At 64.3% G+C, this 21,195-nt stretch carries 22 protein-coding genes; 11 read left to right on the forward strand and 11 right to left on the reverse strand.

From position 1 onward, the window contains the following. Positions 1-3: 3 nt before the first annotated feature. The 7 genes from A6B35_RS27710 to A6B35_RS27740 form a co-directional block, all read right to left on the reverse strand. The gene (locus A6B35_RS27710; RefSeq protein WP_006199403.1) at positions 4-1,119 is read right to left on the reverse strand and encodes an ABC transporter ATP-binding protein; all 1,116 of its coding nucleotides are present in this window, start codon (positions 1,117-1,119) and stop codon (positions 4-6) included. Further along, positions 1,116-1,913, reverse strand: coding sequence for an ABC transporter permease (locus tag A6B35_RS27715; protein WP_006199404.1), 798 nt, complete (start codon positions 1,911-1,913; stop codon positions 1,116-1,118). The genes A6B35_RS27710 and A6B35_RS27715 overlap by 4 nt, the downstream gene beginning before the upstream one ends. After that, the gene (locus A6B35_RS27720) at positions 1,913-2,785 is read right to left on the reverse strand and encodes an ABC transporter permease (RefSeq protein ID WP_040581740.1); all 873 of its coding nucleotides are present in this window, start codon (positions 2,783-2,785) and stop codon (positions 1,913-1,915) included. Before A6B35_RS27720 ends, A6B35_RS27715 begins: the two co-directional genes overlap by 1 nt. Positions 2,786-2,807: 22 nt before the next feature. After that, positions 2,808-3,884 (reverse strand): extracellular solute-binding protein, encoded by a 1,077-nt coding sequence (locus tag A6B35_RS27725; RefSeq protein ID WP_006199406.1) that lies wholly within the window; start codon positions 3,882-3,884, stop codon positions 2,808-2,810. 39 nt (positions 3,885-3,923) lie between these two features. Then, positions 3,924-4,592, reverse strand: coding sequence for a helix-turn-helix domain-containing protein (locus A6B35_RS27730; protein ID WP_006199408.1), 669 nt, complete (start codon positions 4,590-4,592; stop codon positions 3,924-3,926). A 171-nt stretch (positions 4,593-4,763) separates the two neighbouring features. Then, positions 4,764-6,545: a chloride channel protein gene (locus A6B35_RS27735; RefSeq protein WP_006199409.1), complete on the reverse strand. Its 1,782-nt coding sequence runs from the start codon at positions 6,543-6,545 to the stop codon at positions 4,764-4,766. Between the two features lie 181 nt (positions 6,546-6,726). After that, a complete protein-coding gene (locus A6B35_RS27740) occupies positions 6,727-7,026 on the reverse strand; it encodes a putative quinol monooxygenase (RefSeq protein ID WP_006199410.1) in 300 nt (99 codons plus the stop codon). Positions 7,027-7,133: 107 nt separating this feature from the next. Here A6B35_RS27740 and flhA point away from each other — a divergent pair, with 107 nt between their 5' ends. Genes flhA through A6B35_RS27755 form a run of 3 tightly spaced genes read left to right on the forward strand, consistent with a single transcriptional unit; the run spans position 7,134 to position 10,358 of the window. Further along, the gene (gene flhA, locus A6B35_RS27745) at positions 7,134-9,221 is read left to right on the forward strand and encodes a flagellar biosynthesis protein FlhA (RefSeq protein WP_006199411.1); all 2,088 of its coding nucleotides are present in this window, start codon (positions 7,134-7,136) and stop codon (positions 9,219-9,221) included. Then, positions 9,218-9,970: a flagellar biosynthetic protein FliR gene (gene fliR, locus A6B35_RS27750; protein WP_006199412.1), complete on the forward strand. Its 753-nt coding sequence runs from the start codon at positions 9,218-9,220 to the stop codon at positions 9,968-9,970. Before flhA ends, fliR begins: the two co-directional genes overlap by 4 nt. A 4-nt stretch (positions 9,971-9,974) precedes the next feature. Further along, complete coding sequence (locus tag A6B35_RS27755; protein WP_006199413.1) at positions 9,975-10,358, forward strand: hypothetical protein; 384 nt, start codon at positions 9,975-9,977, stop codon at positions 10,356-10,358. A gap of 42 nt (positions 10,359-10,400) precedes the next feature. Here A6B35_RS27755 and A6B35_RS27760 read toward each other — a convergent pair whose 3' ends face one another. After that, positions 10,401-10,994, reverse strand: a complete 594-nt coding sequence (locus A6B35_RS27760) for a transglutaminase-like cysteine peptidase (RefSeq protein ID WP_006199414.1) — start codon at positions 10,992-10,994, stop codon at positions 10,401-10,403. Positions 10,995-11,210: 216 nt separating this feature from the next. Continuing rightward, entirely contained in the window at positions 11,211-12,815 is a 1,605-nt protein-coding gene (locus tag A6B35_RS27765; RefSeq protein WP_006199415.1) for a bifunctional AfsR/SARP family transcriptional regulator/alpha/beta hydrolase, read from the reverse strand. A gap of 754 nt (positions 12,816-13,569) precedes the next feature. On the opposite strand from A6B35_RS27765, the gene A6B35_RS27775 reads away from it, so the two are divergent. The 7 genes from A6B35_RS27775 to A6B35_RS27805 all read left to right on the forward strand — a co-directional run bounded on the left by A6B35_RS27775 (position 13,570) and on the right by A6B35_RS27805 (position 17,533). Continuing rightward, positions 13,570-13,839 carry a DUF680 domain-containing protein gene (locus A6B35_RS27775; protein WP_006199416.1) on the forward strand — a complete coding sequence of 90 codons (270 nt, stop codon included), beginning with the start codon at positions 13,570-13,572 and terminating at the stop codon, positions 13,837-13,839. 91 nt (positions 13,840-13,930) lie between these two features. Continuing rightward, positions 13,931-14,842, forward strand: coding sequence for an SDR family oxidoreductase (locus A6B35_RS27780; RefSeq protein WP_006199417.1), 912 nt, complete (start codon positions 13,931-13,933; stop codon positions 14,840-14,842). Positions 14,843-14,844: 2 nt separating this feature from the next. Beyond that, complete coding sequence (locus A6B35_RS27785; RefSeq protein ID WP_244425815.1) at positions 14,845-15,435, forward strand: DUF924 family protein; 591 nt, start codon at positions 14,845-14,847, stop codon at positions 15,433-15,435. A gap of 85 nt (positions 15,436-15,520) precedes the next feature. Then, the gene (locus A6B35_RS27790) at positions 15,521-16,090 is read left to right on the forward strand and encodes a rod-binding protein (RefSeq protein WP_050900676.1); all 570 of its coding nucleotides are present in this window, start codon (positions 15,521-15,523) and stop codon (positions 16,088-16,090) included. Between the two features lie 8 nt (positions 16,091-16,098). Beyond that, positions 16,099-16,521 (forward strand): hypothetical protein, encoded by a 423-nt coding sequence (locus tag A6B35_RS27795; protein WP_006199420.1) that lies wholly within the window; start codon positions 16,099-16,101, stop codon positions 16,519-16,521. Positions 16,522-16,555: 34 nt separating this feature from the next. Beyond that, positions 16,556-17,080 (forward strand): hypothetical protein, encoded by a 525-nt coding sequence (locus tag A6B35_RS27800; RefSeq protein ID WP_006199421.1) that lies wholly within the window; start codon positions 16,556-16,558, stop codon positions 17,078-17,080. Positions 17,081-17,248: 168 nt separating this feature from the next. Further along, positions 17,249-17,533, forward strand: coding sequence for an SCP2 sterol-binding domain-containing protein (locus A6B35_RS27805; RefSeq protein ID WP_006199422.1), 285 nt, complete (start codon positions 17,249-17,251; stop codon positions 17,531-17,533). A 118-nt stretch (positions 17,534-17,651) separates the two neighbouring features. On the opposite strand, the gene A6B35_RS27810 is transcribed toward A6B35_RS27805, so the two are convergent. Further along, positions 17,652-18,221, reverse strand: coding sequence for a GNAT family N-acetyltransferase (locus tag A6B35_RS27810; protein WP_006199423.1), 570 nt, complete (start codon positions 18,219-18,221; stop codon positions 17,652-17,654). A gap of 97 nt (positions 18,222-18,318) precedes the next feature. Then, a complete protein-coding gene (gene odc2 / locus A6B35_RS27815) occupies positions 18,319-19,452 on the reverse strand; it encodes an ornithine/lysine decarboxylase (RefSeq protein WP_006199424.1) in 1,134 nt (377 codons plus the stop codon). A 541-nt stretch (positions 19,453-19,993) separates the two neighbouring features. On the opposite strand from odc2, the gene A6B35_RS27820 reads away from it, so the two are divergent. Then, positions 19,994-21,193, forward strand: coding sequence for an amidase (locus A6B35_RS27820; RefSeq protein ID WP_006199425.1), 1,200 nt, complete (start codon positions 19,994-19,996; stop codon positions 21,191-21,193). The last annotated feature ends 2 nt before the right edge of the window (positions 21,194-21,195 follow it).

Raw genomic sequence — 21,195 nt, forward strand, 5'->3', positions numbered from 1 at the left:
GGGTCAGGTGAGTGTCGTGTCGGCCGTGCTGTCGTCGGCCAGCAGCTTGGCGTCGGCTCCGTCGAAGCAAAGCTCGACCTGTTCGCCGAGGCCGAAACTTTCGCCGGTCAGCGGCGAGCGCACGATCGCGGACGAGCCGTCAGCGAGCCGCACTTCGTATTTCGATCCCGAGCCGAGATAGATGGCTTCAGCGATCATGCCCGACAGCCGGTTCGTGCCGCTTGCAACACCTTGACCGGGCCGGCCGATGGCTAGCTTTTCGGGGCGCAGCAGCATCACCGGACTGGCCTCGCCCGCGAGCCGCCTTGGCGCCGTCACCGTCTCGCCCGCGATCCGCAGCGCGGTGCTGGTAGCATCGCTTCGCGCCTCTCCGCGCAGCACAGTGGAGTCGCCGATGAAGCGGCCGACGAAGAGCGTTGCGGGTTCGTCATAGAGCTGGCGGCCGGTGCCGATCTGCTCGATGCGCCCGCGATTGAACACCGCGATGCGATCCGACAGCACCAGCGCCTCCTCCTGGTCGTGCGTCACATAGACGAAGGTGGTGCCAAGCTCGCGGTGAATGCGCTTGATCTCGAGCTGCAGCCATTCGCGCAGCTTCTTGTCGAGCGCGCCAAGCGGCTCGTCCATCAGGAGCAGCGGCGGATCGAACACGATGGCGCGGGCCAGTGCCACGCGCTGCTGCTGGCCGCCCGACAGTTCGCTCGGATAACGATGCGCGAAGTCGCCCATCTTGACCATGTCGAGCGCTCTTGCCACGCGCGCTTGCCGCGTCGCCCGGTCGATGCCGCGCAGCGTCAGCGGATAGGCGACGTTGCGGCCGACCGTCATGTGCGGAAACAGCGCATAGTGCTGGAAGACGACGCCGATATTGCGCTTGTGCGCCGGCACGCCGACCACGCTTTTTCCCCCGACCAGAAGCTTGCCGCTGGTCACATCCGTGAAGCCGGCCACCACATTGAGCGTCGTCGTCTTGCCCGAGCCGCTTGGGCCGAGCAGCGTCATGAACTCGCCCGGCTCGATCCGCAGCGAGACGCCGTCCAGCGCCTTGAAGCCGCCATAGGCCTTGGTGATGGACTCCAGGTCGATCGCCGCGCCTCTGCTCGCCTGCCCCGGGTTCATAGGCGTCCCTTCCGCTCGCGGCCAAGAAGAAGCATGCCGCCGCCGATCAGGATCGTGGTGGCGAAAAGCAGGATCGTACCGACGGCCGCGACCGTCGGGTCGGCGTCGCGCGTGATGGAGGCGAATATCTGTACGGGCAAAGTCTTGAGGTAGGGATTGGTGATGAACAGGGAGACGACGATCTCGTCGAAGGACGTAGCGAAGGCAAAGAGCAGGCCCGACAGGATGCCGGGCAGGATCAGCGGCAGCGTCACCGTGCGGAACGTGGTCAGCGCTCCCGCGCCGAGGCTCGCCGCCGCAGTCTCGAGGCGCCTGTCGAACACTTCGAGATTGGCCGAGACGGCGATCAGCACGAAGGGAAGCGCAAGGATGGTGTGGGCAAGCACGAAGCCGAGCAGCGTTCCGACAAGCTTTGTGTCGAGATAGACGGCGTAGATGCCGATGGCCAGCACCACGCCCGGCACCACCATCGGCGTCAGCATCAGCATCCGCAACAGGTTCGCCGGCCGCGCCTTCATGCGATCCAGACCAAAGGCCGCGAGCGTGCCGAGCACCGTCGCCAGCACCGCGACGATCGAGGCGACCTTCAGCGAATTCAGGAAGCTGGTCGACCATTCCGGGTTGGTGGCGAAGTTCTGGTACCACTGCCACGAAAAGCCTTGCGGCGGAAATGCCAGCGACTTGTTGGCGTTGAACGACATCGGCACGACGACCAGCGTCGGCGCCACCAGCCATATAGCCACCAGCAGGCAGACGAGGCCGAGGAGGACGCGGGTGAGCGGCTTCATCTCCATCAGCGGCGCCCCGCTTCCCGGTGCCTCGACCGCATCACCGGCGCCGCGAGCGCCAGGAGCACGAAGGTGGCGACGAGCAGCACCACGCCCATCGCGCCGCCCCTGCCCCATTGCAGCAGGCTGAGCACCTGGTTCTGCACCAGCGTCGACAGCATTGTGGAGCGTGGGCCGCCGAGCAAGGCAGGCGTAATGTAGAAGCCCAGCGCCAGGATGAAGACGATCATCGCGCCGGCATAGACGCCCGGCAGCGACAGCGGCAGATAGACTGTGAAGAAGGCGCGGGACGGCCTCGCGCCAAGGCTTTCGGCCGCCCGCATCAGCCTGAGGTCGATGCCTTTCATGACCGAATAGAGCGGCAGGATCATGAACGGCAACAGCACTTGCGCCATGCCGATCACCACGCCGGTCTGGGTGCGGATCAGCCGGACGCCGCTGAACCCGACCGACCGCAGCAACGAATTGATGACGCCCGAATCCTGCAGCAGGATCACCCAGGACAAGGTGCGCACCACGCCGCTCACCCAGAACGGGATCAGCACGCACAGCACCAGCATGAGCCGAACACGGGGGCCGACCGCGGTCATGAGGTAGGCATAGGGATATGCGCAGACCACGCACACCAGCGTGACCCATGCCGAGATGGCGAAGGTCCGCTGGAGCACAGTGAGGTTGATCGGCGCACCGAAGAACCAGACATAGTTCTGCACGCCCCATTCGGGCTCCGACAGGCTGCGCAGCACGATGGTGAGCAGCGGATAGCCGATCACGGCGGCGAGCAGGATCAAAGCCGGCAGCGTGAGCGCATACGGCCTCCACGCCCATCCCGCCCGCCCCTCGGCTGCGGGTTGAGTTGTCGGCTCGGACGCGCTCACGGCCTGTCTCTCCGTCCGTCGCTTAGTTGCCCGCCATCAGCGCGGACCACTTCTCCTGCGCCACCTGGAAGTTCTCGACCCAGAACTTGATGTTTTGTTTGACGCCCTGCTTCTGGCGCTCGGGCGTGTTGGTCAGGAAGGCGGCGACGGAGGCATCAACCTTCGGCTGCGCCTCGTTGTTGATCGGCGTATACGAGGTCGTCTGCGTCAGTACCTCCTGCGACTGCTTGCCGAGGTAAGCGTTGAGCAGCGCGTAAGCCGCGTCGGTGTCCTTGACGCCGACGGGAATGGTCATCTGATCCATCACCACCAGCCAGTCCTGCCAGGCCGGCGCGTATTTGGCACCGTTCTTGACCGCGGTCATGGCGCGGCCGGTCCACATCATCAGCATGTCAGCCTCGCCGGATTCGGCGAGCTGCTGTGATTCCGCGCCCGTCTTCCAGTAGATCGTGTCGGGGCCGAGCTTGCGGACCACATCGATCGCCTTGTCGATATCGGCAACCGTCATCGCCTTCGGATCGCCGCCGCCGACCTTGAGGGCCTGCTCCAGGAGACCGCCCGTGAAGTCGCCGGAGCCGTCGATGCCGCGCACGCCCGGGAACTTTGCGGTGTCGAAGAAGTCGGCCCAGGTCTTGGGCGGGTTATCCTTGTACTTCTCGGTGTTGTACATCAGCACGACGCCATAGTTCATCGCCGGCACCGAACAATCGCTGACCTGACCCTCAGGAATATGCGAGATGTCGAGCTTGGAGAAGTCGAGCTTCTGGAACAGCTTGCCGCAATAGACGTAGGGCGGGAAATCGGCGGTGTCGACCACGTCCCAGGTCACATTGCCCGATTCCACCTGGGCCTGCAGCTTGGCGATCTCGGTCGGTCCGTCATTGAGCAAGGTGACGCCGGATTTGTCGACGAACTCCTTCAGCGCGGCCACCTGGCCGTCCTGATAGATGCCGCCGAAGGAGACGAGCGTCAGGGTCTTGCCCTTGAGCGACCCCTCCTTGACCTCGCCCGCGACGGGCTTCTCCTGCGCGAACGCGGCGGTTGCCAGGGCACCAAGCACCACCATGGCGCCAAGACCCAAACCTTTCGTTTTCAGCATGACTGTCATTCTCCCATTGATGCCCGCGTTTGATCGGACCTACCTGGCCACGAGCGGTTTCCAGGCCGTGTATTGGTCGAGTTCGGCGCGCGCCGAAGTCGGCGGCGCGATGATCCACATCACTTCGGCGCGGCCGCTGCCGATGTTCTCGCTGCGATGCGGGGTCGACGTCGCGTATTCGATGCTGTCGCCTTCCTCCAGGACATGGCGCGCATCGCCGAGAGAGACCTCGACAATGCCGCGCAGCACGACGAGCATCTCGTGCGCATCGCCATGCGTGTAGAGAGCCGAGCCGGTCGAGCCGCCGATGTCGAACTCCCCGACATAGACTTCCATGTCGCTCAACGGGGGACGCGAGAGCAGCATCTTGCGGCAGCCGTCGCTGGGCGGCAGGCTGGGCCGCTCGCTGCGTCGCAGAACCCCGTGGTTCGCGTTCGCGCTTTCCTCGAACAGCATCGCCACGCTGACCCCGAGTGCCGAGGCCATCTGGTTGAGCGAAGCCGTGCTGGCGCCGGTCAGGCCGCGTTCGAGCTGGCTGATGAAACTGGCGCTCGTCCCGGTCATCTCCGCGAGCTCGCGCAATGAGAGCCTGCGGCCGAGACGGAGGCTTTTGAGCCGCATGCCCAACACTTGATGAGCAAGCGTTGCGCCCGAAGCGGCGCCGCCATTCCTTGCCAGAGCTTTGTCTCGATCAGGCGTCTTGCCCATGCCGTCCTCCCAAACGTCACTTAACAGTTTGTACAGTACCACTGTACATCTGGCAAGCAATGAAAACGGGCGAGGTCGAGCCGGGCTCGTCCGATGGGATGCCAAGCTTGCAAGCTTGAGTATGTCGGGCGGAGAAGCGGGCTGTCAGCCCGTCGGCACGGACGTGTCCAGCTAGCCCTCGCCCGACAGATCCCGCCGCGCCTTGTCGAGTTCTTCGGCATAGCGCCGCATCAGATGGCTTTCGGTCAAAAGCCCAAGCACGACGCGGTCGGCGAAATCCTCGACCACGGCCAGTTCCTCGGCGCCGGCGCGCTGGAAGGTTTCGGCCGCCGACTGGACGTTCATGGTCGGCACCAGAACCGCATCCTTGAACTGGGCAAGCGTCCGCACCGGCGTCTCGCCATCGGACAGTTCGCTGTGCAGTTCGGCCACGATCAGCACGCCGACATAGTGCCGGCCCTCGTCCACCGCGATGACGCGTTGCGCCGAGCCGAGCGGGATTTCCTTGCGGAAAGCGCCAAGCGTCGTCGAAGCGTCGATGGTGCGGACATCCTTGCGCATCATCGAGCCGACGGTGAGGCTGCGCATCCAGCCGACGTCGTGCGCGCTGCGGATTGTCTCGCCGCGCAGATGGAAGCGCCACGTCGAGAACGAGTAGCCGAAAGTTTCGCGGACCAGGATCGCCGACATGATCGAGGCCGCCAGCACGACGCCGGTCAGCGTCAGGTCGCGCGTCGATTCCAACGCCAGGAACGTCATGGTCAGCGGTCCACCGACGACGCCGACGGCAAGCGAGGTCATGCCGACAACGGCGGCAACCGCCGGATCGATGCCGGTTGCCGGCGAGACGAAGGCCATCACCCCGGCGAAGATCTTGCCGAGCAGCGCACCGAGGAACAGCGAGGCGAAGAACAGGCCGCCGCGAAAGCCCGAGCCCAGCGAGATCGCCGACGCCGCCAGCTTCAGCACGAAGACGCTGGCGACGACGGCGATGCCGTAGTTCATCGCGAACTCGCGATGCAGCGCGCCGTGGCCGCTGGACAGCACCTGCGGTGTGACCAGCCCCAGCAGCCCGACAAGGATGCCGCCGATGAAGGGCCGCAGCGAGGCGTCGATCGAGAGCCTGGCAAAGCCGCGCTCGATCAGGCTGACCAGATGCATGATGGCGATGGAAGCGGCACCGCCCAGAAGCCCGAGCAGCAGGAACGGCAGGTACTGGCTGGCGGTGAGCGGCGGCAGGCCGGCGAGCTCCAGCGGAAAGGGCACGCCGCCAAAAACCTCGGCGGTTAGTGAGGCGCAGATCGCGGCGGTCATCACCGGCGCGACATTGGCGACTGAATAGATGCCGATGACCAGCTCGAACCCGTAGAAGGCCCCCGTCAGCGGTGCATCGAAGGCGGCGGCGATCGCGCCTGCCGCGCCGCAGCCGACCAGGATACGCACGTCATTGCGACGCAGCCTCAAGGCCCGCGCCAGTCGCGACGCCAAGCCGGAGCCGACCTGCGTGTAGCCGGCCTCCAGTCCGACCGAAGCCCCGAAGCCGCTCGAGATGATCGTCTGCCCGGCGATGATGAAAGTGTCGGTGAGCGACATGCGTCCACCGTAAAGCGCGTTGGCCTCGATCGGATCGACCGGGGTGCGGAACTTTCGCTTCCGCAGCCAGACCACCGACAGACCGAGCAGGATGCCGCCGATCGCCGGGATCGCCGCCTGAACCGGGTCGGACAGGGAAAACATCGCCGACAGCCGACCGCCCGGCTGCACCCCGAACAACAGCCCATGCATGCCCTGCACCATCTGGCTCATCGCCGTGACCAGCACGCCCGCCATCACGCCCACGACACCGGCCAGGACGACGATCACGATGCCGCGCGCCTCGAGCAGCGGGATCGATCTGATCAGCACCGCGCGAAGCCGGCGGGCATAGACTTGAGGTTCGTTTCTGGAAAGCACCGGAACGGCTCGCCATAGAGCAAGAGGTGGAAGCTGCCGCCTGATACGCCCGGCGGCATTGCGTGACAACCGCAATGCCGATTGCTTGTGGCGCCATTTTGGCACCGGCGCGGCATCCTTTTCCCACCCCAGCGAAGCTCAGCCGCGCGGGGCCGGCATCACCGAGACTGTCTTCGATCGATCAGGTCGGCTTGGCATCGCCCGCTTCGTAGAGCATCAGATTGCGATCGCCGATGCCGAGCGTCGCCCAGCTTGCACGCCAGTCCGCGATATGCGCCGACCTGAAATGCGCGTCGAGCACGGCGCGGTCGCTCCAGACTTCGGAGACGTGGATAAGCCCTGCATCGAGGACATCCTGCGCATAGGAATATTCGATGCAGCCGGGCTCTGCGCGGCTGGCGGAGATCATCCGCTGCATCGCCGGTCTTGCCTCAGCGAGCTTGTCCGGCGGCAAACGGACCGTGCCGATGATCAGGAGCATGCGATTCCCTTCTTCTCTCAGGGCGCATTCTCCCACCCTCGCGCAAGCTTGGCCAGCTAGGCTTACAAGGCTGTCGCGCGCGGCAGGCTTATGATTTGAGGACGATTATGGCGATCAGCGAAAGCATTGCAGCCGGCACCGTTGCCAAGAACGGCCGCGATGTCTTTTTCGCGATCGGCATCGTCATCATCCTGGCCGTGCTGTTCCTGCCGATCCCGGCCTTCCTCATCGATATCGGCCTTGCCTTCTCGATCGCGCTGTCGGTGCTGATCCTGATGGTGGCGCTGTGGATCCAGCGCCCGCTCGATTTCTCGTCCTTCCCGACCGTGCTCCTGATCGCCACCATGCTCAGGCTGTCGCTCAACATCGCCACCACGCGCATGATCCTGTCGCATGGCAACGAGGGCACCCATGCCGCCGGCTACGTGATTGCCGGCTTCTCCAGGCTGGTGATGGCCAGCGACTTCGTCATCGGCCTCATCGTCTTCCTGATCCTGATCGTGGTGAACTTCATCGTCATCACCAAGGGCGCCACCCGTATCGCTGAAGTCGGCGCGCGCTTCACCCTCGACGCCATTCCCGGCAAGCAGATGTCGATCGATGCCGACCTTTCCGCCGGCATGATCGACGAAAAGACGGCGCAGCTGCGCCGCCGCGAACTGGAGGAGGAATCCTCCTTCTTCGGTTCGATGGACGGCGCCTCGAAATTCGTCCGCGGCGATGCCATCGCCGGCCTCATCATCACCGCCATCAATATCGTCGGCGGCATCGCCATCGGCTACATCCGCCACGACATGGGCATGGGCCAGGCCGCCGACGTGTTCATCAAGCTGTCTGTCGGCGACGGCCTCGTCACCCAGATCCCGGCACTCATCGTCTCGCTCGCCGCCGGCCTTCTGGTCTCCAAGGGCGGCACGCGAGGCTCGACCAACCAGGCGGTGTTCGGCCAACTCGGCGCCCATCCGCGCGCGCTCTACGTCGCGGCGTCGCTGCTCGTCATTCTGGGTCTGATGCCCGGCCTGCCGCTGTTCCCGTTCTTTGCTCTTGCCGGCGGCATGGCCGGTCTCGGCTACATCATCCCGCTGCGCCACAACCGCGCCGTCGCAGCCGCCGAAGCGGTGAAGAACCAGGAAAAGGCGAACAAGGCCGAGGAAGAGAAGAACTCGGTCAAGGCGTCGCTGGCCACCGCCGAGATCGAGCTCTTGATCGGCAAGCAGCTTTCGACAAGGCTGCTGGTGTCGCATCAGGAACTGGTCTTCCGCATGGGCAAGATGCGCAAGAAGTTCGCCACGCAATACGGCTTCGTCGTGCCGGAAGTGCGCGTCGCCGACGACTTCGCCATTCCGCCGAAGAGCTACCAGATCAAGGTCCACGGCACCGTGGTCGCCGAATACCAGATGCGCGTTGGCGAAATCATGGTGCTGCTCGGCACCCGCGACGTGCCGGAACTTCCCGGCGAGGAGATCCGCGAGCCGGCCTTCGGCATGCGCGCCTTCTCGGTGCTCGAAACCTTCGCCGAGGATTTGAAGCGCGAGAACTACACCTTCGCCGACAACATGTCGGTGCTGCTCACCCACCTCTCCGAGGTCATCCGCAACAACCTGCCGCAGCTTCTGTCCTACAAGGACATGAAGGCGCTGCTCGAACGCCAGGACCCCGAATACCGCAAGCTCGCCGACGAGATCTGCACCACGCATATTTCCTATCCGGGTCTGCAGGCGGTGCTGAAGCTCTTGCTGGCCGAACGCGTCTCGATCCGCAATCTGCACCTGATCATCGAGGCGATCGCCGAGATCGCTCCGCATGTGCGCCGCACCGAGCAGATCGTCGAGCATGTCCGCATCCGCATGGCGCAGCAGATCTGTGGCGACCTCTCCGAAGGCGGCGTGCTCAAGGTTCTGCGCCTCGGCAACCGCTGGGACCTCGCCTTCCACCAGAGCCTCAAGCGCGACGCCAAGGGCGAGGTGCGCGAATTCGACATCGACCCGCGCCAGCTCGAGGAATTCGGCCAGGACGCGACCAAGGCGATCCGCAAGCATCTCGAGGCAGGCGAGCGCTTCGTCCTCGTCACCGCGCCGGATGCGCGTCCCTATGTGCGCATGATCATCGAGCGCCTGTTCACCACGCTACCGGTGCTCAGCCACGTCGAAATCGCCAAGGGCGTCGAGATCAAGGTGCTCGGGACCATATCGTGAGCGCGCTCTCGCAAGGCGTCGTCATCGCCGCCTTCCTCGCCTTCTGCCGCATCGGCGCCTGCTTCATGCTGATGCCCGGCCTGTCCAGCGCCCGCGTGCCGATCCAGGTCCGGCTGTTCGTGGCGGTGGCCGCCACCGGCGGCCTGCTCGCCTTCCTCTGGGACCGCATCTATCCGTTCGTCGATCCGCGTCCGCAGATCCTGGCGCCGATGATCGTCTCGGAATTGCTGGTCGGCGGACTGATCGGCGCCATGACGAGGCTCTACATGGAGGCGCTGCGTTTCATGGGCTCGGCCATCGCCATGCTGATCGGTTATGGCGGCACCGGCGGGCCGGCCATCGAGGAGGCCGAGCCGCAGGCGGCGCTAGCGGCTATCATCTCGTTTTCGGCGCTGCTTTTGCTGTTCGTCTTCGATTTCGACCATGAGATCGTGCGGGCGCTGGTCGCCTCCTACACGGTCGCGCCGGTCAATGTCTTCTTCAATCCGCAGGCGGCCCTGGTCGATCTCACCGACACCGTGTCGGACGCCTTCTTCCTGGTCATCCGCCTCGGCAGCCCCTTCGTCGCCTATGCCATTCTCGTCAATCTGACGATCGGCTTCGTCAACAAGCTGACGCCGCAGATCCCGGTCTATTTCATTTCGCTGCCCTTCGTCATTGCCGGCGGGCTGATCATCTTCTATTTCGCCATCGGCACCATGCTGTCGCTGTTCGTCGACGGTTTTGTCGACCTGACGCTCGCGCGGTAGGCAGATGACCACACGCAAGGACCGCCTCAGGAAACTGGTCAAGGTGCAGGAGCAGCTGAAGGCGCTGCACGAAACCCGTCACGCGACATTCCTGACAACCGCCGCGGCCGCCGAAGCCGAAGCCAGGGAACTGGTCGAGCGTTTCGACGCCGACCGGTCGCTCGCCGGCCTGTTTCCCGACCTCTACCATCGCCGCATCGCCAACGCGCTGGTTCGCCAGGAGGCGAGCCTGGAAAGCGCCATGCGGGAGGCCGCGCTGATCGCCACGGCGACCGCGCGCACCAACATGGTCGAGCGGGCCTACAAGGACGTGCGCCGCCGCGACGAGCGCGAACGCTCCGACCGCGAACGCCTCGACCTGATCGCGCAGAAGCGGGCACACGAGTAGCTGTGGAATTCTGCGTGGGGTTGAACTTCGAGCTGAGAAGCCTCAGCCTCCCGTTGCGGTCGTCTTGACCGGCTTGGCGCCGCCGATCCGCTCCCAGAGTTTGCCATTCCCCTGCGCCTGTCGGGCGAAGTAGCTGTAGGGAGTGCTCGACCAGTCACGGACGGAGTTCGTGAGATTGTCCAGCACCAGGTCGCCCTCGCTGGTGCGCACCGTCAGCACCGTGTGCCCATCGCCGCCATAGCTTGCCACCGTCAACAGGAGCGCCGAAGCCGGCCAGCCGCGCCTCATCAGCTCACGTTTCTTCAAGATCGCGATATCCTCGCAATCGCCAGAGACGGTCGCCACGCGCCAGTCGTCGTCCTTGCCGACAGCGACACGATCGCTGAGTTCCGTGACGCGTGAATTGACCGATTGGTTCACCTGCTTCAATTCCGAGCTGAGCTTGGGCTGCAGGGCGACGACCTTCTTTCCGCCGGCCGTGCTGCACAGGCTGGGTTGCCGGCTACAGAACGAATAGAAGGCGGGCGGTGCGAACGCCTTGCCTTTGGTTTCCATGGTCGTCCCTGCCTGCGCAGCAAACGGGCAGGCAAACGACAGCAAAAATGCGATCAGCGCGACATCGCGTTTCACGATCAACGTCTCCGGTGCATGGATTTGAGGATGAGCGGGGCGGGTTAATGAGCGGTTTCTAAACTGCTCAATTTGGTCCCAAACGAGGCAGTCTCGTTAACAGATTAATACTTTGTAAAATAAGACTTGAGGTTATCGGCATGCGGCCAGCGTACTTCCAGAAGAGGCCGCAAGGGGCACGCGGAAATCGGATCTGCCCAATCTGCTCTGAAATTGACCTTCTTATGCTGTATTTGTCTCTGCGAGGAACCGCTGGACCTCGTCCATGAATACCGGCCAGGCGGGTTCGTGGCCTAAGATGATGTGGCTTCGGCTCTCCAGCACGACGAAGCGGGCATTCGGAATGCCGATGGCAAGTTCCCGGCCCTGATCGAGCGATATGCGTTGATCGTGTCGGGCGTGCAGCACCAGCGTTGGCACGTGCAGCTGCGCCAACTGGTCGCGCACGTCGATGTCGCCGAATGCATCCTGGAACCGGACGGCATTGTCCGGCGAGGTGGTCTGCCGTTGGAATTCGTCGAACCAGGCAAGTTCGTCGGGTGTGCCGTCCGGCATGAAAGTCTGCGAGAAGATGTGGCGATATGCGGGATTGTTGGTGCCCCAACCGAGCTTGGTCAAGGTCATCACCGCCTGGCGTCGCTCCTGCTCTTCTGCCGCGCAGCCGATGCGCCAGCCTGCCGCGTAGCCGCCTATCAGTACAAGCGCGGACACCCGCTCGGGATGGCGCACGGCATAGGCGATCGACACCGCGCAGCCTTGCGACATGCCGAGCAGCGGGAAACGCTCCAGCCGCAGCGCGTCGACAACGGTTTCGAGGTCGCGTACGAACGCCTCGAAGCTGATGTCGTCCACCTCCCAATCGGAAAGACCGTTGCCGCGTTCATCGTAGCGGATGAAAGCACGTCCGTCGGCCAGCGCCTGAAAAGTCTTGCTCCAAATCGGACTCTGCCAGTCGAGTTCAAGGTGATTGAGCCAGTTGGCGGCCTTGACCAGTGGCGGTCCCGTGCCCACGGTCGCGTAGGCGATACGCACTCCATCTGCCGACTGACAAAAACCGATCGACTGGCGCTTCAAAAGGCCGGGCACCGTTGTTGCCGTCTCGGCCGCGGAGGGTGGGGGCCCCACTTCCGACAGATCGTCTACCGGCGCTAACCCGGTATCCTTGGCCATGCGCTGGTAGTTGCTCACCACGCCGGCGGCTTCGTCGCCGCGGCCAAGCCGCTTGAGCGTTCGAACCAAGATGCCGGCGGCCTGTTCCGAAGTCGGGTCCGCGCTTTGCCACTGGCGCAGCCATTTGACTGCGTCGCGGTCGCTGGTTTCGGGGTGAAGCGTAATGCGCTCCAGCACACCTAGACGGAGTTGCAGCGCCTCCTCGCGCTCGGCCGCGAGCCAGGCCTGGTAGGCGTCAAGCTGCGGCAGATCGAGCCCGTCGAGCAAAGGCAGCGCCAGAAGCTTCCCCATTTCGTGCAGTTCATCGAGTGTGGCGGGCGGCGAGGAAGCCTGCAGTCGGCGGACGATTTCGACATAGTCCACCATCGCCGAGTCCTGGACCAAGGAGACTCGTTCACGATCGGCGCTCAACTGCGCGGAGCCGGGCACGTCGACCAGGGCACGGATCTTGCTCAGCGCCCATCTCAGCGATCCGCGCGGATCGTCGGGCAGCTCCCAAAAAATCTCGCACAATCGCTCGCGACGGTGCGGGCGACCGGTCAGCGCCAGATAGGCCAGCAGCGCGCGCGTCTTCTTGGAAGGCGGCAGGTCGAGCTGGCGTCCATCCGAAACTGTACGCAGTTCACCCAGAAGGCAGATCTGAATGTGCGATGACATTGCGCCCCCGGCTGCGTTCCCCCGCTCCCGGTTGCTTTCAACGCAAAATACCACATTTGCGGTCGCTCTTACCACGCTCGCTACCACGCTCGCTTAAACGCGGCTCCCTGATCCTGCGACCACGTTGATCGCGTTAGATCGTCGGCGGGATTTTGTTCCCGTGCCGTTGCGGGGCGGCAGATATCAGAGCAACTCGGACCCGGTTACCGGCCCAGGACATGTTCTGGGCGAGGTGGAGCATGAGGCTCCGGCCGGCCGTACGGATCCGAACGTTGTCGACAGCCCCCAGCAGGAAACCGATTGTTGAGGAGACGGGGCAGTGAACACCAGCTTTGTCGAACGCCGGCCAGATGGCCGGACCGAAACCCTTGATACCAGACAGTATACGCTCTGCCGCCCATGACCGGCGCCTGGACCTGCTCGCAACAGTGAGGATCCGAGGCATTCACTTTACGACGCAACGGTAATCGGGAACCGCCATTCCCCACAGGCCGCATTGACGTAGCCGAATGGTTCGGCCGCGACCTTGGAAGAAGGACCAGAGTTCTCGATGATTCCGGCTGCCGTAAGCAGCCGCACGAACAGCGTACGACCAAACCCAAGACAATCCTACGCTGAACAACCTGCCACCGCGCGTCCAGAAGGATGACGGCTGGGAGGTTTTGCTAAGTGCCTGAAAAGACGGCCATATCAACGCAGTGCAAGGCACAGCGCGGGCCGCCAATTGTTAAACTCTTAACGATGGAGAATTGACATGAAGAAGATCATTCTTGCCACTGTTGCGCTCCTGTCTGCCTCCGGCATGGCTTTCGCCGGCAGCGACCACTATGGCTCGCAGTTCATCCCGGGCCCCGACAGCTATCCGGTCACCGGCCACTCTTCGATGGCGTCCGACAACGGCTACTCGATCGACCTGAAGAGCACAAAGAGCATCGGCACGAACGATGGCGAAAAGGCGCTGGCTGGAAGTTCGGCTTTCGATAAGCCCGCGCCGGGTTATGGGCAGGGCATCTGGGGCCGCTGACAACAAAGTCGGCCGGCATGGCCGACATCCGCTTCCAAGCGGCGGGCTCGCCCGTCGCTTGGAATCACCTCGCGACCGAGGAGCAAACTCAATGCCTGATTTCCCCAGTTCAATTCTGGTCACCTGTGCCGGCGGCGCTCAGGGATCAGCCATCGTACAAGCCTGCCGCGTGGCAGGCGCCACCGTGCGCGTCCTCCTGCGCAAAGGCTCGCCCGACCCGTTTGGCGACGGCGTCAACATCGTGCGCGGCGACCTTGCCGATGCCGACCGTGTCGGCCTCGCCTGCCTCGGAGTCGATGCGGTGGCGCTGACGCTGCCGCTCAATGCCGGCCCCAAGGAAATTCTCCGCTACGGTCGCAACATGATCGACGCGGCGCTGGCGGCGGACGTCAAGCTTCTGGTGTTCAACGCCAGCGGTCATGTTGCCAGGCATTCCGGCACGGCGCTGATGGACGCCAAGGTCGAACTCATCGACCGTTTGAAGGCTTCCGGTCTGCCGTCGATCGTCCTCAAGCCGACGCTCTACATGAGCAATATCGCCGCGCCCTGGAGCGCGCCTGCGATCGTTCACCGTGGCGTGTTCGCCTATCCGCTGCCGTCGGACTTTCGAGCCTCCTGGATCTCATGGGAAGACATGGCGGCCTATGTGGTCGAGGCAATGCGCCGGCCGGAGCTTGCCGGCGCAAGTTTAGACATTGGCGGCCCCGAGGCGCTCACCGGACAGCAGATTGGCGATGTTCTGTCCGACATCGTCGGCCGCCAGGTCCAGTACTATTCGGTGCCGCTGGCGGACTTTGCCACGGGCCTCTCCGCGATGCTGGGCAAGGATGCGGCCGATCAGGTCGCCGACAACTACGCCTGGGTGCACCGGCAGCGCTCGAGGCTGTTCGCCGTCGAGATCGCCGACACGATCGGCATGCTGCCGATCAAACCAACCTCGTTCGCCGACTGGGCAAAGGCCCAGGATTGGCCGGCGCTGGCCGGCACCGAGAGGGCGGCATGACCATGGCAGCGATCCTGATCCAGGACCGGGCCGGTTCATCCGGGCTCGAAAATGTGCCTCACGAAGCCGCCGAAGTCATCGACTTCTGGTGGCTGGTGGGACCCACCGCGTGGTTCGCCAAGGACACGGAGTTCGACCGCGTCTTTCGCGACCGCTTCCTGCCGCTGCACGAGGCGGCGGCACGCGGCGACTGCGACGGCTGGGCGGCAACACCATACGGCGCCCTGGCGCTGCTGGTGCTGCTCGACCAGTTTCCGCGCAATGCCTTTCGCGGCACGCCGCGCATGTATGCGACCGACGAAAGGGCCCGCCGCTTGGCGGCCGGCGCCATCGATGCGGAGTTCCTCCACGAGGTGCACCCGACGTGGCGGGTGTTCTTCACGCTGCCCTTCGCCCATTCCGAGAGCCTTGCCGACCAGGACCGCTCGGTGGCGCTGGCGGGCGAGACCGGCGGACCAAGCCTGGAGCGCGCCGAACACCACCGCGACATCATCAGGCGGTTCGGACGCTTCCCGCATCGCAACCCGATCCTCGGCCGCGCCATGCGGCCGGAGGAGCAATGTTTTCTCGATGAAGGCGGCTTCGCCGGCTGACAATGGCATCGGCTCTCCTCGCAAGCCTGCCGCAAGCTTGTTGGGGCATTGTCTTGACACGAAAACGGGCAAAAGGCGGACCTTCTTGGCCATTTCTCCACCCAGCGACATCGTTCTGGATGTTGCCCGCGCAGTCGAACCAGCGGACATCGAAGCCGCCCGCGCCGCGCTGACAAAGCGGGCCGGCGGTGTTTCTGGGACCTTTTCGGTCGATACCGCCGCTTCGGCTGATGCCGGCTCGATCCTGTCGCGCAGCACGGCTGACGCAACCGGGGCGGCCAACCCGGAGAAAAAATTCCAGCGCTTCGAGGCGATGGTGCTGCAGACCTTCATCCAGAACATGATGCCCAAGGACACCGAGGGCGTTTACGGCAAGGGCCTGGCCGGCGACATGTGGAAATCGCAACTCGCCGAGCACATGGCCAATGTCATGGCCGCGCGCGGCGGCATCGGCATCGCCAAATCGCTGCTCGCCGACCACTATCTCGACGGCAAGCGCATGGTGCCCGTCGGTCCCGTTTCTGGCGGCCCGGACAAGGCCGAGATCGACCAGCAGACCCGGCTGTCGACCTCCATGGTTCAGGAACTGCAGCGCCAGGCCGCGCGGTCGATGACCGGCGATGAGACAACCATAATAACAGACAAAGAGATCTAGGGACCTACATGGCCGACAAATCGGACTTCTCCAATCTGCCTGCCCGCACGGTCGCGCCTGACGCGCCCATCCCCTTCGCGCGACCCGGCAACCTTGCCGCCATCATCGGCCGCATCGAGGAAGCCGTCGACGAAGAGACGGCGGGCATCCGCACCGGCACCGGTTACGACCTCAAGGCGTCGAACGCCCGCAAGAGCCGCTACCTCTATGAGCTGACCCGCGCCATCAAGGGCGGCAACGAGATCGAATTTCTGGAGCAGCACCGCGAGGGGTTGACGCGGCTGCGCCAGAAGCTGGCGCGCAATGAGGCCGCGATACTCGCTCATCTCAACGCCGTCAACGAGGTCGCCGGTCTTTTGAAGAACGCCATCCAGCGCGCCGATGCCGACGGCACCTATTCGGCCGGCGAATTCGGCTGGGCGAGAGCGTGATAGCGAGCGGAAGAATCGCGCAAGGAAACAACCTTTGATCAAATTCATCGCCGCCGCGATCTGGATCTGCGCCGCCACGCTCGGCGCGGTGTTCTATTCGTTCCAGGCAGCCGGCGAAAATGGCGTCGGCGAGACGCCCAAGCCGATGCTGGGCGGTCTCGATTACGTCAAGACCGACATGATCTCGGTGCCGCTGATCCGCGATTCCCGGATCGACGGCTATTTTCTGACCAAGCTCGTCTATACGGTCGAACCCGCCGAGATAAAGAAACTGTCGATCCCGGCCGCGGCACTGATGACCGACCAGGTCTATTCCTACCTCTATGCCAATCCGCAGATCGACTTCACCAAGAAGGAAACGATCGATCTCGACGCCTTCCGCAACGCCATCCGCGAAACCGTCAACGCCCGTGTCGGCGTCGAGTTGGTGCATGATGTGTTGGTCGACCAGGTCAACTTCCTGACCAAGGACGAGATCCGCGACAACGCTATGCGCCGGCGCAAGAATGACGATGAGCCAGCGACCACGGAACCGGCCAAGGCTGCCTCGGGACATTGACCTGCAGCAATGCGGATCGGCCACGAGCGCTAGTCTGGTTTCGGGCGAAAGCTCAGACGGCGCCGAACATATCGGCCGAAAACCAAGATGACGCATCCCGGCCGCGTTGACGTAAACGTCAACTCAAAGCTATATGCGCATCAACGCAACCAGACGAGGAGAACAGCCATGGGCGTTCAGGAGATTGCCGACCGGATCAAGTCGCGCGTGGCAAGCGCCGGTTTCGAGCATTCGGTGAAGTTCGACACGGGTAGCGACGGCGTCATCGTCATCGACGGCGCGACCGTCTCGACCACCGACGCACCGACCGATTGCACGGTAAAGCTCTCGCTCGACGATCTGGACTCGCTGATTGCAGGCGATCTGAACCCGACCATGGCTTTCATGTCCGGCAAGATCAAGGTCGAAGGCGACATGACGGTCGCCATGGCGCTCAGCCAGCTGCTCGGCTGAGCCGCTCCGGATCAAGATAGAACGCCGCCCATCGGGCGGCGTTTTTGCTTGTATTTTGTTTTTCGCAATTCCGGACGGAAAACCGCGGCACACTTTTCCTGGAATTGCTCTGGAAGCTCTACGCCGCGAACGTCAGCGGCAGCGCCTTCAGCTTGCGCCCCGCCGCCCGCAGCGTGCCCTGCGCGCCGTCAAGCGCGCCTTCCGTCAGCTCCAGCGCCAGCAGCCGGTGCCGCTCATAGGGGCCCGGCATGGCGAGCGCGCCGGTCTTTGCCGCCGAGAAGCCGAAGCGCCCATAGTAGGGTGCGTCGCCGACCAGCAGGATGGCGCCATGGCCAAGGCGTGTCGCCTCGGCAACCGCGTGCCGCATCAGCGCCGAGCCGATGCCGGCGTTCTTAAGCGCGGGGTCGACGGCGAGCGGACCGAGCAGCAGCGCTGCCGGACCGCCCTCACCCAGCCTCACGTCCCAAAGCCGCACGGTGCCGACGACGGCGCCCAAGGCGTCGCGCGCGACAAAGGCGAGGCCTTCGGAAGGCCGGCGGCCGCGCCGCAGCTTCTCCGACGATTTTTTCCGCCGCTTCGGCCCCATGGCTCGATCGAGCAAAGCCTCGCGCGCCGCCTCATCGGCGGCGGTTTCGGCGACCATCACAAAGGCCGGCGCGTGGTTCACGATTTCAACTGGCATTTCCATTTCCGCGATCCTTCACGAGCGGAGATCTGTTCCACAGGCGAGCCCGGGCGGGCGACGGGCGCCCACCTGGGATGATCTGAGCGGTTCTTTCGAACCGTCAGATCACGTAGGATCGGAGCGGCTCGAAGCCGTTGAAGGCGACCGAGGCGTAGGTCGTCGTGTAGGCGCCGGTGCCCTCGATCAGCACCTCGTCGCCGATGGTCAGCGACAAGGGCAGCGGATACGGCGTCTTCTCGTACATCACGTCGGCCGAATCGCAGGTCGGGCCGGCGAGCACGCATGGCGCGGTCTCGGAGCCGTCATGCGCGGTGACGATCGGGTAGCGGATCGCCTCGTCCATCGTCTCGGCGAGACCGCCGAACTTGCCGATGTCGAGGAACACCCAGCGCACATTGTCGTTGTCGGCCTTCTTCGAGATCAGCACGACTTCCGACTTGATGACGCCGGCATTGCCGACCATGCCGCGGCCCGGCTCGATGATGGTCTCGGGCAGCGCGTTGCCGAAATGCTTGCGCAGCGCCGAAAAGATCGCCTGGCCGTAGGCTTGCGCCACCGGCACGTCCTTCAGGTAGCGGGTCGGGAAGCCGCCGCCCATATTGACCATCTTCAAGACGATGCCTTCGTCGGCGAGCGTCGCGAACACTTTCTTGGCGTCGCCCAGCGCACGATCCCACGCGGTCAGGTCGGTCTGCTGCGAGCCGACATGGAACGATACGCCATAGGCGTCGAGGCCGAGCGTCTTGGCATGGCGCAGCACGTCGACGGCCATAGCCGGCACGCAGCCGAACTTGCGCGACAGCGGCCACTCGGCGCCCTCGCCGTCGGTCAAAACGCGGCAGAACACGCGCGCGCCGGGAGCGACACGGGCGATCTTCTCGACTTCCTCGACGCAGTCGACCGCGAACAGGCGAATGCCGAGCTGGTAGGCGCGTGCGATGTCACGCTCCTTCTTGATGGTGTTGCCGAAGGAGATACGGTCCGCTGGCGCACCGGCGTCCATCGCCATCTCGACTTCGGCAACGGAAGCGGTGTCGAAGGACGAGCCCATCGCAGCAAGGAGGCGCAGGATTTCCGGCGCCGGGTTTGCTTTCACCGCATAGTAGATTTTCGAATCGGGAAGCGCCTTCTCGAAGGCGCGGAAATTGTCGCGCACGACATCGAGGTCGACGACGAGGCACGGACCGTTCGGACGTCGGGTGGCGAGGAAGTCAAGGATGCGCTGGGTAGCCATCGGGGTCTCTCCATCAGCGCCTTGCGGCGCGCAGTAAGGCTGCGGGACGCGGGCTGTCGGCCTCGCGAACACGCGGTGGACAAAGGCGGGACGGAAATCCATGGAACCAGCCGGTGGAGACCCCGGAACCATGAAGCGCCGTCTCGCGGCGGTGAACCTTGGCCTTGCCCGGCCTAGGTTCGCTTTGTCTGCCTTGGCTTGGATGGGAGACCCGTCCGCACTGCCGGCAATGAAGGTGTGCCTCTTCAGTAACCCCGGTCTTTGGACAACCGGCAGAACACCAGAAAGGCCCGCACCGTCGTTGCTTCAAGGTGTCCTCGGTCTGGCGGTTGGCCGCTAAACCGACTGGAGGGGTTAGCTCCAGTTACCTTACCGATTGCCCTCACCATTCGAGGATCGGCGGACACCCACAGGCACGTGCGACTTTGGGCAAGCGCGATATAAGAGCGAAGGATTTCACAATCAATAAAAATCGTATCCCCCGGTTGTAAAATTTCCGACACCGAACAATCTACGCATCACCGTATCCGGATATTGAACGATGACAGGCACGCACGGCCCGCTCAACGCTTTCCTCGACCTTCGCCAAATGCCGGTGGCGCATGCGCAGTTGGGCCCGCTCGCCGGCCTCAGGCTGGCCGTCAAGGACATCTACGACGTCGCCGGCTATCGCACCGGCTGCGGCAACCCGCGCAAATTCGCCGAGGCCCACGCCGCCTCGCAGACGGCCGAGGCCGTGCAGGTGATTCTCGACGCCGGCGCGCGCTTCGTCGGCAAGACCCAGACCGACGAGCTTGCCTTCTCGCTGATGGGCCAGAATGCGCATTTCCCGTTTCCGGTGAACCCGGCCGCGCCCGATCGCGTCACCGGCGGTTCCTCGTCCGGCTCGGCCGCCGCGGTGGCGGGCGGGCTCGCAGACATCGCTGTCGGTTCCGACACCGGCGGCTCGATTCGCGCTCCGGCCAGCTTCTGCGGGCTGATTGGGCTGCGCACCACGCATGGCCGCATCTCACTTGAGGGCGCCATGAAGCTGGCGCCTAGCCTCGACACGTTCGGCTGGTTCGCCGACGACATCGAGACCTACGAGGCGGTCGGCAAATTGCTGCTCGGCCGCGATCCGCATCAGCACGCGCTCAACCGTCCGCTTTCGATCGGCTGGCTGGACGCCTTCGTCACCGGACCGGCCGAGGCCGCCGAATATGCTGAAATGAAGGCGCGGGCGGCAGCCGTTTTCGGTGAGCCGGCGCCGGTCGACTACAGCTTCGCTTCTGTCCCCGACGAGCTCTATTGGTGCTTTCGCCGGCTGCAGGCCTACGAGGCCTGGCAGGTGCATGGCGAGTGGATTACGGCTGGCGAGCCTCGCCTTGGTCCCGGCGTCGACGAGCGCTTCAGTTTCGGCCGCGCGGTCGACGCCAGAACCGCTGAAGCAGAGACGGCGCGCCGGCTGGTCTTCCGCTCCGAGCTCGCCAGATTGCTTGGCAACCATGGCTTTCTCCTGCTGCCGACGGTTCCCGGCCCGGCGCCGCTCGTCAACGGCACGGCCGAGCAACTCCAGGCCTATCGCGAAAGGGCGCTGCACCTGTTGTGCCTTTCGGGCCTGTCCGGTTTTCCGCAGATCACGCTGCCGCTCGGATCGGTGGACGGTGCGCCCTTTGGCCTCTCGCTGGTCGGCCCTTCCGGAAGCGACATTGCCCTGATACGGCTCGGCCGCAAACTTCTCGACGCCGCACGAAAGGCCTGAGC

The sequence above is a fragment of the Mesorhizobium amorphae CCNWGS0123 genome (assembly GCF_001686985.1).
GTDB lineage: Bacteria > Pseudomonadota > Alphaproteobacteria > Rhizobiales > Rhizobiaceae > Mesorhizobium > Mesorhizobium amorphae.

Coding starts and splice junctions, on each gene's coding strand:
- A6B35_RS27795 (WP_006199420.1), top strand. CDS start 16,099: ATGGCCGACAAATCGGACTTCTCCAATCTGCCTGCCCGCACGGTCGCG.
- A6B35_RS27775 (WP_006199416.1), top strand. CDS start 13,570: ATGAAGAAGATCATTCTTGCCACTGTTGCGCTCCTGTCTGCCTCCGGC.
- odc2 (WP_006199424.1), bottom strand. CDS start 19,452: ATGGCTACCCAGCGCATCCTTGACTTCCTCGCCACCCGACGTCCGAAC.
- A6B35_RS27725 (WP_006199406.1), bottom strand. CDS start 3,884: ATGCTGAAAACGAAAGGTTTGGGTCTTGGCGCCATGGTGGTGCTTGGT.
- A6B35_RS27810 (WP_006199423.1), bottom strand. CDS start 18,221: ATGGAAATGCCAGTTGAAATCGTGAACCACGCGCCGGCCTTTGTGATG.
- A6B35_RS27715 (WP_006199404.1), bottom strand. CDS start 1,913: ATGGAGATGAAGCCGCTCACCCGCGTCCTCCTCGGCCTCGTCTGCCTG.
- A6B35_RS27820 (WP_006199425.1), top strand. CDS start 19,994: ATGACAGGCACGCACGGCCCGCTCAACGCTTTCCTCGACCTTCGCCAA.
- flhA (WP_006199411.1), top strand. CDS start 7,134: ATGGCGATCAGCGAAAGCATTGCAGCCGGCACCGTTGCCAAGAACGGC.
- A6B35_RS27765 (WP_006199415.1), bottom strand. CDS start 12,815: ATGTCATCGCACATTCAGATCTGCCTTCTGGGTGAACTGCGTACAGTT.
- A6B35_RS27730 (WP_006199408.1), bottom strand. CDS start 4,592: ATGGGCAAGACGCCTGATCGAGACAAAGCTCTGGCAAGGAATGGCGGC.
- A6B35_RS27710 (WP_006199403.1), bottom strand. CDS start 1,119: ATGAACCCGGGGCAGGCGAGCAGAGGCGCGGCGATCGACCTGGAGTCC.
- A6B35_RS27785 (WP_244425815.1), top strand. CDS start 14,845: ATGGCAGCGATCCTGATCCAGGACCGGGCCGGTTCATCCGGGCTCGAA.
- A6B35_RS27805 (WP_006199422.1), top strand. CDS start 17,249: ATGGGCGTTCAGGAGATTGCCGACCGGATCAAGTCGCGCGTGGCAAGC.
- A6B35_RS27740 (WP_006199410.1), bottom strand. CDS start 7,026: ATGCTCCTGATCATCGGCACGGTCCGTTTGCCGCCGGACAAGCTCGCT.
- A6B35_RS27755 (WP_006199413.1), top strand. CDS start 9,975: ATGACCACACGCAAGGACCGCCTCAGGAAACTGGTCAAGGTGCAGGAG.
- A6B35_RS27780 (WP_006199417.1), top strand. CDS start 13,931: ATGCCTGATTTCCCCAGTTCAATTCTGGTCACCTGTGCCGGCGGCGCT.